We start from the raw sequence: 13,061 nt of genomic DNA on the forward strand, positions 1-13,061 counted from the left end.
GGTCGGTTCCTGGGGTGATGCGCGAGATAACGGTCAGACTGAGATTGTAGTTAGGCGGCGGCAGGCGTTCCACCGCTCTCGTCGCCCTGCGGCGGCGGCGCCACAGCAGAATCAGGAACAGCGGCGGCTTCCGCGCGGGCCTCTTCCCCGTCGGCCGCCGGTTGCGGCTCGGCCGGCGCGTCGGACGCATCGGCTTCCGCCTCAGCCAGTTCCTCTTCGATGGCCTCGGCTTCTGCCTGAGCATCGGCTGCGGGCGCGAGGATTTCCACCACGCGGCTCGACACTTCCAGACCGATCTCGTCCGTGTCCAGAATATCGAGCACGACGTGTGTGCCACGCGGTGTCTGCGCCAATTCCGGCACCTTCGTCACCAACGGAATCTCGGCGAAGCGCACAGCGCCGTCCTTGAGCACCACGGCCTGCATGCGCGTGCGATTTTCCTGCTTCAGCCAGCGCAGGCACCAGTAGCGCTCCATGGTCGACTGGTGCTCGGCATAGGCGGCGTAGGTGGCTTCAAAGTCGGCCACGGCAGCCAGCAGGTCGGCGTCTTTCGGCTTGAACGGGGCGACCAGCTTGGCGGTCACGCCATGCTGTGCCACGGCAGCAATCTGCCACTGGTTGACCAAGTCAACATAGCGGCGCAGCGGCGACGTGCTCCACGCGTATTGCGCCACGCCCAGCCCTTCGTGCGGCGCCGGATACGTCTGCATGCGCGTGCGGTGCATGCCCCACGCCTTCTGCGTGCGGTAGATGCCTGGCACACCGGCGTCGGCCAGCATGCGGCCCCACGTGCTGTTGGCCAGGATCATCATCTCGGCGACGATCTTGTCCAGCGGCGAGCCACGTTTGCGCTGTTCAATCCGGACACGCTCAGTTGTGTCACCCTCGCCGCGTTCGGCCTCGGGAATCGGGTCGATATAGAACGAATAATCGCCCTTCTGCGCGCCTTCGGGCTTGAGGCCGCTGGCAATGCGTGCCTGCTGGCGGCCGTCGTACAGCGCGCACGCGAACGGCCACAGCACCGCCAGTTCGGCCTTGAACGGGTACTCGCCCGAGCCGTCGGCCAGTGCCTCGGCAGTGATCACGTCGTCGAGCAAGTTGTGGCGCAGGTTGGCCGCCACCGTTACGGATTCGCAGCGCGTCTCGCTGGCCGTGACCGTCCACGTGGCGCGGTCCACCGTCGCGTACAGCGACAGCGCCGGGCACGCACGCCCTTCCTGCAGCGTGTACCGATCGACCACCGACTCCGGCAGCATCGTGATCTTGTCGCCGGGGAAGTACACCGTCGACAGGCGCTGGCGGGCAATGGCGTCCAACGCATCGCCACGCTGAATGCCAAAGCCTGGCGCCGCAATATGGATGCCGATGCGCACCGTGGCATCGTCAATGGGCGTGACGGAGATGGCGTCGTCGATTTCCGTGGTGGTGACGTCGTCGATGGAGAAGGCCTGCACATCCGCCGCCGGCAACGCCAGCGTGGGTTCCGGCACAGTCACATCGGGGAAGCCGGTGCCCTTCGGGAAGCACTCCGACAGGAAGCGGGCCTCGTGCAGCGCGCGCGCATTGGCGACACCGCCGACCGCCACCATCAGCCGCATCGGCGACAGGCCGAGCACCGTGCATGCCGCATCGAGCGCCTTGTACTCCAGACTGTTCTTGTCAGGTTTGAACAACAGCTGCAGGGTCTTGCCTCGGAATGCCTCGGGCAAGCGCATCGCCTTCAACTCGGCTTCGTATTCGGCTTGCAGGGCGGCCTGCTGCTTCTTGCGCTCCAGCCCGGCCAGCGCAGCCTTCAGCTGATCTTCCGGCGCGCGCTGGTAGCGGCCGCGTCCTTTGCGCCGGAAGTAAACAGGCGAGCCGTGCAGCGCGATCGCGAGCGCGGCTTGTTGGGTGGCGTCGGCACCGGCGCCAAAGTATTCGCCCGCAAGATCGGTAAAGCCAAACTCATCGGCGGGTGCGCATTCCCAGAGGAAATCCAGGTCGATGTCCGCCGACAGCACCTGCGCTGCCTTCGACAGCTCGCTGGCCGAGGGCTGGTTGAACTGCAGCAACACATCGCGCGACTTGACCTTGGTGCGCTTGGCACTCGGCAATTCAACCTGATAGGCCTCGCCCTGCTGGGACAACACGGTGCCCGCGCGGATCTCGCCGCCTTCTTCAAACAGCAACTGCATGGATTTGTCTGGATGGCGGCGCCACACGACAGCGCGCCGCTTTGAATGAGGTGAATAAGCCGCCTGTTCGGGCACCGAAGGCCCAGCGCGCGGCGACAAAAAGTTGGGGGCGATGATACCGCACTGGCCGGCCGCCCGGCCCGCGAAATACGCTTACTGGGGCGGGTGGAAATCCGCCAGCGCCGGCAGGAAAACTTCCGTCACCAGCATCGCACTCGCGCCACGCCGGAACACCGAGCGGCGAGCAGGCAGCCGTCCTGTGCCCGTTATCGGCGCATCACCCAGTGCAGCGTGCCCGCGGCGGACCAGCGGGTGGCGCGCATCCAACAGTGCAAACTCGAACCTTCCGCGCTCGACACGCGGATCGGCAAAGAGGGAATGCCCCAGCGGCTGGGTCCCCAACGCTTTCAGGAACGGCCAGTCCAGTGCCACGCTGCGCGGGTGCACGATGGTGTGCGCATACACCACGGGAATGTCGTCGCAAACCAGCAAAACTTCGCGAACCAGCGTTTCCGCCGGGCCCACCATGCCAAGGCAACGCCACTCATCGCGCAGCGGCATCGCCCGATGCTGACCGAGCAGTTGCACGCGAAAACTCGACGATGCGGCCCGCAGGCGCGCGGTCAGGGAATCGGCGCCGACCGCCCAGCGCGCCCAATGCCGTCCGTAGACGACGGCAGGGGGCAACGCACTACGCCACAGGCTGCGCGGATACGACGGGAATTCCGTCATGCCGCGCTATCGAATGGATGCGCGACCAGCAAATCGGCAGGAACGCCGCAGAAGACGAGCACTTCGTCCATGTACTGGGCGAAATCGCTGATGCCGTGGTCGCTGCCCTCGATCAGCCGGGTCGTGGCGCCAGGGAAGTGGGCGAGCATTTCGCGGTAGTCGAGCACCTCGTCGCCGGTAGTGGCAAGGAGATAATAGCGCTCGGGTTGCGAGATGGTGGGCACGGCTAGGGCGCGCAACTCGTCCAGATGGTGCGGCTCGACGCGAATCGTGCCGCCCCCGTGCCAAAGCGGTTGTTCGCCCACGTACTTGGCGAGATCGCGCTCCGGGCGCGTGGCCGGGTTCAGCATCGCGGCACGCAAGCCGTGGCGCTCCGCCAACCACGTGGCGTAATAGCCACCCAACGACGAGCCGATCAGCACCGGCTTGGCGCCGTCCCGCGTACCTAGCTCAGCGAGCAAGGCCTCAACTTCCACCATTGCCTCGCGGGGCGAGACTGGCAGCATCGGGCACACATACCGGTCCGCCAGCCCAATAGAGGCCATGCGCTTGCCCAACAACTGGGCCTTGAACGAGCGCGGCGAGGAGCGAAATCCGTGCAGATAGACGATGGAAGCTGACATATCGGAGTCAGTTGGCAGCGCCCAGCGCGTCGAGCAACTTTTGATGCACGCCCCCGAACCCGCCATTACTCATGACTAGCACGTGGTCGCCCGGGCGCGCAGCAGCCGTCACCGCGTCCACCAAGGCCGCCAAGTCCGAAAACGCCGTGGCGCGTTCGCCCAGCGGAGCGAGCGCACCGGCCAGATCCCAGCCGATGGCGTCGCGCCCGTTGGCGGCGCCGTAAGCGAAGACCTGATCGGCCCCCGACAAGCTGTCGGGAAGTGCTTGTTTCATCACGCCCAGCTTCATCGTATTGGAGCGCGGCTCCAGCACGGCCAGGATGCGGCCCGACCCAACACGGCGGCGCAAGCCTTCGATCGTCGTACGAATGGCCGTCGGGTGGTGGGCAAAGTCGTCGTAGACGGTGATGCCGTTGACCGTGCCGCGCACTTCCATGCGGCGTTTCACATTTTCGAAACGGGCGAGGCTTTCAATGGCCTGCGCGGCCGGCACACCCACGTGACGGGCGGCGGCAATGGCAGCCAGCGCGTTCATGCGGTTGTGGTCGCCCTGGAGCGCCCACCGTACTCGGCCCTGCGTTTGGCCGTTGAAGGCGACCTCAAAGCTGTCATCGTCGCCTAGGTTGGCGATCTTCCAGCCCGCGGCGCCTTCTGCGCCAAACGACTCGACTTCGGACCAGCATCCGCGCTCAAGTACCCGTTTCAAGCTGTCTTCGCGGCCATTGACGAGGAGACGGCCCTGGCCGGGCACCGTCCGCACGAGATGATGGAATTGCGTTTCGATCGCTGCGAGATCCGGGAAGATGTCGGCGTGATCGAATTCAAGATTGTTGAGAATGGCGGTACGGGGGCGATAGTGGACAAACTTGCTGCGCTTGTCGAAGAACGCGGTGTCGTACTCGTCGGCCTCGATGACGAAGAAGTCGGATTCCGTCAGCCGTGCCGACAGCCCGAAGTTGCGCGGCACGCCGCCCACCAGAAAACCGGGGTTGTAGCCGGCGTCCTGCAGAATCCACGCGAGCATCGACGTGGTCGTGGTCTTGCCGTGCGTACCTGCGACGGCAAGCACCCACTTCTGGCGCAGGACGTTATCGCCCAGCCATTGCGGGCCGGAAATGTACGGCAGGTTGCGATCCAGAATGGCTTCCATCAGCGGGTTGCCGCGCGAGATCACGTTGCCGATCACGTACAGATCCGCACCGATCGAGAGCTGTTCGGGGGCGAAACCCTCAATCAGCTCGATGCCGTGGGCTTCGAGCTGGGTGCTCATCGGAGGATAGACGTTGGCGTCGCTGCCGGTGACGCGGTGACCAGCCTGGCGGGCGATCAGGGCAATGCCGCCCATGAAGGTGCCGCAGATTCCAAGGATGTGGATATGCATGGGAGCCATCTCAACTTCGTTGCGCGGCATTGTACCTGCCGCTTCAGGCCGGCTTGCGCGCTTCAGTAAAATAGAGCCATGTCCAGACGCTCCCCCCTCGATCCCGCCCGCGTGCGGGAGGAAATCGCCGCCGTCGCCGCACGCATGATTGCGGAGGATGGTGCCGACTACGCCACCGCCAAGCGCAAGGCCGCGCGCCAGGTCCTCGGCACGGAATCGCGCACCGCCGGCGAGTGGCTGCCAGATAACGAACAGGTCGAAACGGAAGTCCGCGAATATCAGGCGCTATTCCAGGCCGAATCGCAACCGCGCGTGCTGGCGCTGCTGCGCCGCATCGCCCTGGTGCTGATGGACGGGCTGGAGACGTATCACCCGTACTTGGCCGGCGCCGTGTTCAACGGCACCGCCAGCGAGCACTCCGACATCCACCTGCAAGTCTTTTGCGACAGCCCGAAGGATGTGGCGATCTTCCTGCTCAATGCCGGCGTGGATTTCGACACCACCGAAAGCGCCCATTTTGCCGGCCGCACGGGTCGCGAAGAGGTCGAAACGCTGAGCTTTCTATGGCGCGGCCAATGGCCTGGGGGCCCCGAGTCGCGGGAATTGGCCCGCGAGTTGCGCGCGGAAACCGGCACACCGGTCGGCGTCCACATCGCCCTGTATGACATGAATGACGTGCGGGGCGCCCGACGCGCCGATGCCAGCGGCAAAGCGCAGCGCGGGGATGCCACGGCGGTACGCGCCCTGCTTTCGACGGGGTAGCCAGCCGACAGGAGTACAATCCCGCACGCTTCGCCTCTGTCTATATAGAGAGACCGCACATCATGTCCCGCCGCACCACCCTGATTGCCCTGCTGATCGTCGGCCTGATTGCCGCGGCGCTGGGCGTCTACGCTGGGCATCGCACCACGGCGCCGAAAACGCCTGCCGACAACGCGGTCGCCGCGTTTTACGGCAGCAAGCTCCCCGATGCCAACGGCACGCCACTGGACCTGGCAGCCTTTCGGGGCCAAGCCGTGGTGATCAATTTTTGGGCGCCATGGTGCGGTCCTTGCGTGGAAGAGATGCCGGAACTGTCTGCTTTAGCCCAGGAGCAAAAGGCCAAAGCAAAGTTTGTTGGCATCGGCATCGATACCGCCGCCAATATTCAGACGTTCCTGAACAAGGTGCCGGTCATGTACCCGATCGCCGTGGCGGGCTTTGGTGGCACCGAACTGGGGCGCCAGTTTGGCAACGAAGTGGGCGGTCTGCCGTTTACGGTGATCCTCAATGCACACGGCGAGATCACGTTCCGAAAGATGGGCCGGGTGCATGCTGAGGAACTGCGGGACGCGCTGCAACGCACGTGAAGGTTCAAAAACGTCATATGTCGGCCATGTGCGCGTAAATCCCCTTCTTCTTGCGCAAAAGGCCGGGCGGCGACGGTAACATCGGCGAAAACACCGGTTCTTCGATAGTTTTTTAGCAAAAACTAGACAAAGCATTCTAAGTTGCTGTAAATTGCGCCCAACTTCGCTCAACCCGTCAAATCGTGGCTGACAAACCGAACGACAAAGCGCCTCGCAACGTGCTCGTCCTGCACGGCCCGAACCTCAACCTGCTCGGCACACGAGAGCCGGAAGTCTACGGCGCGACCACGTTGGCCGACATCAATGCCGCCTTGGTCGAACGTGCCCAAACGCGTGGTGCCACGCTGGCGCACTTTCAGTCCAACCACGAAGGCGCGTTGGTCGATCGCATCCACGCGGCCAAGGGGGAAGGCGTTGAATTCATCATCATCAACCCGGCGGCCTACACGCACACAAGCGTGGCCCTGCGCGATGCGCTGGCCGGGGTGGCGATTCCGTACATTGAAGTCCATCTGTCCAACGTGCACCGCCGGGAGCCGTTCCGCCACCATTCGTATCTGGCGGACCAAGCGGTAGGCGTGATCTGCGGGCTGGGCTGGCGTGGCTATCTGGCCGCGCTGGACTACCTGCTCGACCAATAAGCGATTCGCACGGCGGCCCGTCAGCCGCCCTCTTTCCCTTTTATTTCAACCCCTAACCAACGCAACGACGCCAGCGCCTGGAGCCCCTTTTGACCGATGCGCCGCCGAAGAGCCATTCGCGCGCGCAACGTTCGCCCCAGACCGCCGACGCTGCAGGAGAACCTTCATGGATTTGCGCAAGCTGAAAACGCTGATCGACCTCGTGGCCGAATCGGGCATTTCGGAACTCGAAGTGACCGAAGGCGAAGGCAAGGTCCGCATCGTCAAGTCGGCGCCGCAAGTGGTGGCCCCGATGCAATACGCGCCGATGCCGATGCAGGCCGCGCCCGCTGTGGGCGTGCCCGCCGCTGCAGCTCCGGCTGCTGTCAGCGCTGAAGCCGCTGCGCCGGCCTTGCCGGCTGGCCACATCGTGACCTCGCCGATGGTCGGTACGTTCTACCGCTCGCCGTCGCCGGGTGCCGCCGAGTTCGTCAAGGTGGGCGACACCGTCAAGGAAGGCCAGACCATCTGCATCATCGAAGCGATGAAGCTGCTCAACGAGATCGAAGCGGACAAGGCTGGCGTCATCAAGGAAATCCTGATCGACAACGGGCAGGCTGTGGAATACGGCCAACCGCTGTTCGTGATCGGCTGATCTTCCGGCATCTGACCCTCATCGTGCGGCGCCCAGCGTGCCGCCTCCGAGCGCGAGTTGACGCAACCGAGTGCCCAGGCCGGCTAAATGCGGCCCCGACACAGCGCCCTCGCCTCCCCTTTTTGTAGCGAGAACACGATGTTCGACAAGATCCTGATCGCGAATCGCGGCGAGATCGCTCTTCGCATCCAGCGCGCCTGCCGCGAGCTCGGCATCAAGACCGTAGTGGTCTATTCCGAGGCGGACAAGGAAGCCAAATACGTCAAGCTGGCCGACGAAGCCGTGTGTATCGGCCCGGCACCGTCGCCGCTGTCGTATCTGAACATGCCGGCCATCATCTCGGCGGCTGAAGTGACCGACGCCCAGGCGATCCACCCCGGCTACGGCTTCCTGTCGGAAAACGCCGACTTTGCTGAGCGCGTAGAGCAATCCGGCTTCACCTTCATCGGCCCGACGCCCGAATCGATCCGCCTGATGGGCGACAAGGTGTCGGCCAAGCAGGCCATGATCAAGTCCGGCGTGCCGTGCGTGCCGGGCTCGGACGGCGCCCTGCCCGATGATCCGAAGGAAATCCTGGCAACGGCCAAGAAGGTCGGCTATCCGGTGATCATCAAGGCCGCCGGCGGCGGCGGCGGTCGCGGCATGCGCGTGGTGCATACCGAGGCTGCGCTGATCAATGCCGTCAACATGACGCGCGAAGAAGCCGGGCGTGCCTTTGGCAACCCCGAGGTCTACATGGAGAAGTTCCTGGAGCATCCGCGCCACGTGGAAATCCAGATCTTGGCCGACCAGCACCGCAACGCCATCTGGCTGGGCGAGCGCGATTGCTCCATGCAGCGCCGCCACCAGAAGGTGATCGAGGAAGCGCCGGCACCGCACATCCCCCGCCGCCTGATCGAGCGCATTGGCGACCGTTGCGCCGAGGCCTGCAAGAAGATCGGCTACCGTGGCGCCGGCACGTTCGAGTTTCTGTACGAAAACGGCGAGTTCTATTTCATTGAAATGAACACCCGCGTGCAGGTCGAACACCCGGTCACGGAAATGATCACGGGCGTCGACATCGTGCAAGAGCAGATCCGCGTGGCGGCCGGCGAAAAGCTGCGCTTCCGCCAGAAGGACATCACGCTCAAGGGCCACGCCATCGAGTGCCGCATCAACGCGGAAGATCCGTTCAAGTTCACGCCGTCGCCGGGCCGCATCACGTCGTGGCACGTGCCGGGTGGCCCAGGTGTCCGCGTCGATTCGCACGCCTACAACGGCTACTTCGTGCCGCCCAACTACGACTCGATGATCGGCAAGGTCATTACGTACGGCGCCACGCGTGAGCAAGCCATCGCGCGCATGCGCATCGCCCTGTCGGAAATGGTGGTGGAAGGCATCTCGACCAACGTGCCGCTGCACCGCGACCTGATGCTCGACGCCAACTTCGTTGAAGGCGGCACCGACATCCACTACCTGGAGCACCGTCTGGCGCAACAGGAAGTGGCCAAGGGTGGCGGCAAATAAGATGACGTACCGCGAATGCGTACTCGAAGTGTCTCGTGACGACGCGGAAGCGTTGTCCGAGGCGCTGTTCGACCTAGGTGCGCTGTCGGTGTCGGTGGAAGATGCCGATGCCGACACGCCGGAAGAACAACCGCTCTTCGGCGAGCCCGGCCACGAGCCGACGCGTCTGGCGTGGAACCGCTCGCGCGTGGTCGCGCTGCTGGCTGACGATGCCGATCCGGCACTGCTGGTGGCAGCCGCAGCCAACGAGATCAAGCTCTCGCCCATCCCCGCGTACACCGTGCGCGAAGTCGAAGAGCAGGACTGGGTGCGCGTGACGCAATCGCAGTTCGAGCCCATCCACATCGGCGAGCACATCTGGGTCGTGCCCTCGTGGCATGACGCACCGGAACCCGACGCCGTGGTGCTGGAGCTGGACCCCGGCCTCGCCTTCGGCACCGGCAGCCACCCGACCACGCGCCTGTGCATGGAATGGCTGGAGCAGCACGTCCAGCCCGGTGAACGGACGCTCGACTACGGCTGCGGCTCGGGCATCCTGGCCATCGTCGCCAAGAAGCTCGGCGCCGGTGAAACCGTTGGCGTCGACATCGACCCGAACGCCGTGGAAGCCTCGCGCTACAACGCCGAGCGCAACCATGTCGAAGCCACGTTCGCGTTGCCCGACGATGCGCCGGAAGGCACGTTCGACCTCGTTGTCGCCAACATCCTGTCGAACCCGCTCAAGTTGATGGCGGCCATGCTGTGCGCACGCGTGCGTCCGGGCGGTCGGCTGATCCTGTCGGGCGTGCTCGAACGCCAGGCGAAAGAAGTGGCTGCGGCATATGCATCGGCCATTCCGCTCACGGTGTGGCGTGCACGTGACGGCTGGGTCTGCCTGCATGGTGTGAAGCCCGCGTAATTTCACGGTATTGCCCGCCAGCGTTGCCTGCAAAGGTCGACGCTGGCGTGACTGTCTGCAATACTCGCGCGGTCGGCTTTTTTCTCCTCGTCCCGCATGGCAACTGCGCCACAAGCTGCGCCACGTTTGGCCGCCCGCTGTCCCAACTGTCAAACCGCATTTCGCGTTGTTGCCGACCAGCTTCGGCTGCGCGGCGGGCTCGTCCGTTGCGGGCGCTGCAACCACGTCTTCGACGGCCGCGCGCATCTGATCGAACTTGGTGCCACATCCGCGCCCACCGAAACCGCACACGCTGTGCCGGCACCGCACACGCCTGCACCGAGTGCACCCGCATCCGCGCCCGAGTCGTCCCCGCCACAGCAGGCCGAATCCCCCGCCCCGCAAGCGGAACCGCCCGCAGCAGAACCCTCCGCTGAAGACGACCACGGCTTCGGCATGACGCTGATCTGGGAAGAGAACATCGCCGAAGATGGTGTCGCCGAGGTTCACCTGGGCGAGGTGGAAGGCGCGACGCCCATCCCTGACACGCACTCGACCGCGCCCGATACACGCCCGCTGCCCGAGGCCGCGCCAGAGGAACCCGAGGCGCCCGCACCTGCGCTCGAGCCGGTCGCACCTGCCGCAGCCGAGCCGCCCGCGCCGCCCGCCGACCCGTTCCACGGCTTGCCGCCCATCCGCGATCTCGAAGACGACGAAGAGACGTTCGCGGGGGCCGTCCCCAAGCAGCCGTCGGCGGATTTGCCGGCCGAACCCGCGATCGTGCCGGCACCAGCACCCGCGACAACACGCAAGCCCGAGACCGAGAGACATGACTCGGTGTGGATGCGCTACGAGCCCGATCCGCACACGCAGTTTGCGCCGGTGCCGCGCCGCCACGGCAACCAGGTCCGCCGCACGCACGACGAGCCTACTGAACACGCCGGCCCGACCCCGCAGCGCACGCTGACCGGCGCACCGCGTCCACGCAAGGCGCGCGGGCCGAATCACGGTGTCTCTGCTGCCACGCTGGATTTCCTGCGTGCTGCGCAGGCACGCGAGCAAGTCCGCAAGTCCAGCGGACGTCGCGCGCTGGCACGCATCGCGATCGGCTTGCTAATCATCACGGCGGTCGCACAGGTGGCGTTTCTCGGCCGTGCGGAAATCGCCCGCCGCGTCCCGGCCACCCGCCCGCTGTGGGAGTCGCTCTGCCAACCGCTGCATTGCCAGCTCCCGCCGCCGCGTGACCTGGATGCGCTGCAGATCGAGTCGTCGCAACTGCAACGTCAGGAAGGTGATGCGTCCGACCAGTACGTGCTGACCGCCACGCTGCGCAGCCGCGCCGCCAGCCCCGTCGCGCTGCCCGCCATCGAACTGATCACCACCGACCTGCAGGACCAACTGCTTTCGCGCAGAGCCCTGCTGCCTGCCGACTACCTGAGCCCGAACGACCGTGCCTACAGCAAGTCCGGCCTACCCGCCCGCGGCGAGTTGCCGATTCGGGTACGATTCCAGTCCCAGCGCCCGACAGCCAACTATCGGGTCCTGATTTTCTACCCCTGAGTGGACCCCCAACTCACCCCAACACGTATCAAAACGAAGGAGCAGCACACCATGGCAAACGTGACCCTTGGCGGCAACCCAATCGAAGTCGGCGGCCAATTCCCGAGCGCCGGCGCAAAGGCCCCGGCATTCACGCTGGTCGGTAAGGACTTGAAAGACGTCTCGCTGGCTGACTTTGCCGGCAAGCGCAAGGTCCTGAACATCGTGCCGAGCCTGGACACCCCGGTGTGCGCCACCTCCACGCGCAAGTTCAACGAAGCCGCCGCCAAGCTGGAAAACACGGTCGTGTTCTCCATCTCCGCCGACCTGCCGTTCGCTGCCGGCCGCTTCTGCACCACCGAAGGCATCGAGAACGTCGTGCCGCTGTCGACCTTCCGTGACAAGGGCTTCAAGCAAGCCTACGGTGTGGACATCACCAGCGGCCCGCTGGCCGGCGTGACCGCGCGTGCCGTGGTCGTGCTCGACGGCAACGACAACGTGCTGTATTCCCAGCTCGTGCCCGAGATCAAGGAAGAGCCGAACTACGACGCCGCCCTGGCCGCGCTGAAGTAAGCTGCACCGAGACCCGCCCGTGAGATAGTCGGGTCTCTCATTCACCACATGGCCGTCCATAGGGGCGGCCGCGTCATATCTGGAGTGCCCTCAATATGGCCAGCGTGATCTGCGGCTCGGTTGCCTACGACACCATCATGACGTTCGACGGACACTTCCGCGAACACATCCTGCCCGACAAGATTCATATCCTGAACGTCTCCTTCCTGGTGCCGAGCATGCGCCGGGAGTTCGGCGGCTGCGCAGGCAACATTGCGTACTCGCTCAAGCTGCTGGGCGGCGAGCCCATCATCATGGGCACCGTCGGGCAAGACGCCGGGCCATATCTGGACTACCTGAAGGGCCTGGGCATTTCGACCCAGCACATCACCGAGATTCCGGACACGTTCACGGCGCAAGCCATGATCACGACCGACCGCGACAACAACCAGATCACGGCGTTCCACCCAGGCGCGATGAGCCAGTCGAGCGTGAATTCGGTCAAGAATGCACTGCCTGCAAAGCTGGGCCTGGTCGGCCCCGACAGCCGCGACGGCATGCTGCATCACGCCACGCAATTTGCCGAATCGGGCGTGCCGTTCATCTTCGACCTGGGCCAGGCGATGCCGCTGTTTGACGGTGCCGACCTGCGCCGCTTCGTTGAACTCGCCAGCTACGTGGTGGTCAATGACTACGAAGCGCAGGTCATGCTGTCACGCACGGGCTACAGTGCGACAGAACTTGCGCAGCGCGTCGAAGCTTTCATCGTCACGCGCGGGGAAGAAGGGGCGGAGATTCACGCCGGCGGCCAGCAATATAAGATTCCTGTCGTGCCCGCCGAGCGTGTGGTCGACCCGACCGGTTGCGGCGACGCCTTCCGCGGCGGTCTGCTCTACGGCATCGAAAACGGTCTGGACTGGGAAACCACCGGCCGGCTTGCCAGCCTGATGGGCTCGCTTAAAATCGCTTGCCAGGGCCCGCAGAATTACGGCCTGCCCGTCGACGAGATTGCCCGGCGCTTTGAGTCCGCTTTCGGGTACCGGTATCAATAAG

At 64.9% G+C, this 13,061-nt stretch carries 13 protein-coding genes; 9 read left to right on the forward strand and 4 right to left on the reverse strand.

Features of this window, described 5'->3' with window-relative positions; genetic code table 11:
• Positions 1-50: 50 nt before the first annotated feature.
• The 4 genes from ACN9M1_RS13165 to mpl form a co-directional block, all read right to left on the reverse strand.
• Positions 51-2,174 (reverse strand): ribonuclease catalytic domain-containing protein, encoded by a 2,124-nt coding sequence (locus ACN9M1_RS13165; RefSeq protein ID WP_426395019.1) that lies wholly within the window; start codon positions 2,172-2,174, stop codon positions 51-53.
• A gap of 153 nt (positions 2,175-2,327) precedes the next feature.
• Positions 2,328-2,906 carry a chorismate--pyruvate lyase family protein gene (locus ACN9M1_RS13170; RefSeq protein ID WP_426395020.1) on the reverse strand — a complete coding sequence of 193 codons (579 nt, stop codon included), beginning with the start codon at positions 2,904-2,906 and terminating at the stop codon, positions 2,328-2,330.
• Positions 2,903-3,529: a YqiA/YcfP family alpha/beta fold hydrolase gene (locus ACN9M1_RS13175; protein WP_426395022.1), complete on the reverse strand. Its 627-nt coding sequence runs from the start codon at positions 3,527-3,529 to the stop codon at positions 2,903-2,905. The genes ACN9M1_RS13170 and ACN9M1_RS13175 overlap by 4 nt, the downstream gene beginning before the upstream one ends.
• A gap of 7 nt (positions 3,530-3,536) precedes the next feature.
• On the reverse strand, positions 3,537-4,910 hold the full coding sequence (gene mpl, locus ACN9M1_RS13180) for a UDP-N-acetylmuramate:L-alanyl-gamma-D-glutamyl-meso-diaminopimelate ligase (RefSeq protein ID WP_426395024.1): 1,374 nt from the start codon (positions 4,908-4,910) through the stop codon (positions 3,537-3,539).
• 78 nt (positions 4,911-4,988) lie between these two features.
• Here mpl and ACN9M1_RS13185 point away from each other — a divergent pair, with 78 nt between their 5' ends.
• From ACN9M1_RS13185 to ACN9M1_RS13225, 9 genes are all read left to right on the forward strand, one after another.
• A complete protein-coding gene (locus tag ACN9M1_RS13185; protein ID WP_426395025.1) occupies positions 4,989-5,672 on the forward strand; it encodes a UDP-N-acetylmuramate--alanine ligase in 684 nt (227 codons plus the stop codon).
• A 62-nt stretch (positions 5,673-5,734) separates the two neighbouring features.
• Complete coding sequence (locus ACN9M1_RS13190; protein ID WP_426395027.1) at positions 5,735-6,259, forward strand: TlpA family protein disulfide reductase; 525 nt, start codon at positions 5,735-5,737, stop codon at positions 6,257-6,259.
• Positions 6,260-6,441: 182 nt separating this feature from the next.
• A complete protein-coding gene (gene aroQ / locus ACN9M1_RS13195) occupies positions 6,442-6,900 on the forward strand; it encodes a type II 3-dehydroquinate dehydratase (protein WP_426395028.1) in 459 nt (152 codons plus the stop codon).
• 166 nt (positions 6,901-7,066) lie between these two features.
• Positions 7,067-7,534 (forward strand): acetyl-CoA carboxylase biotin carboxyl carrier protein, encoded by a 468-nt coding sequence (gene accB, locus ACN9M1_RS13200; protein ID WP_426395030.1) that lies wholly within the window; start codon positions 7,067-7,069, stop codon positions 7,532-7,534.
• A gap of 138 nt (positions 7,535-7,672) precedes the next feature.
• Complete coding sequence (accC, locus tag ACN9M1_RS13205) at positions 7,673-9,040, forward strand: acetyl-CoA carboxylase biotin carboxylase subunit (protein WP_366172645.1); 1,368 nt, start codon at positions 7,673-7,675, stop codon at positions 9,038-9,040.
• 1 nt (position 9,041) lies between these two features.
• Complete coding sequence (gene prmA, locus ACN9M1_RS13210; RefSeq protein ID WP_426395031.1) at positions 9,042-9,938, forward strand: 50S ribosomal protein L11 methyltransferase; 897 nt, start codon at positions 9,042-9,044, stop codon at positions 9,936-9,938.
• A gap of 96 nt (positions 9,939-10,034) precedes the next feature.
• A complete protein-coding gene (locus ACN9M1_RS13215; RefSeq protein WP_426395033.1) occupies positions 10,035-11,477 on the forward strand; it encodes a DUF3426 domain-containing protein in 1,443 nt (480 codons plus the stop codon).
• A gap of 51 nt (positions 11,478-11,528) precedes the next feature.
• Positions 11,529-12,029 carry a thiol peroxidase gene (tpx, locus tag ACN9M1_RS13220; RefSeq protein WP_426395035.1) on the forward strand — a complete coding sequence of 167 codons (501 nt, stop codon included), beginning with the start codon at positions 11,529-11,531 and terminating at the stop codon, positions 12,027-12,029.
• 95 nt (positions 12,030-12,124) lie between these two features.
• Positions 12,125-13,060, forward strand: coding sequence for a carbohydrate kinase family protein (locus ACN9M1_RS13225; RefSeq protein WP_426395037.1), 936 nt, complete (start codon positions 12,125-12,127; stop codon positions 13,058-13,060).
• The last annotated feature ends 1 nt before the right edge of the window (position 13,061 follow it).

It is taken from the genome of Ralstonia sp. R-29, assembly GCF_049913345.1.
Lineage (GTDB): Bacteria > Pseudomonadota > Gammaproteobacteria > Burkholderiales > Burkholderiaceae > Ralstonia.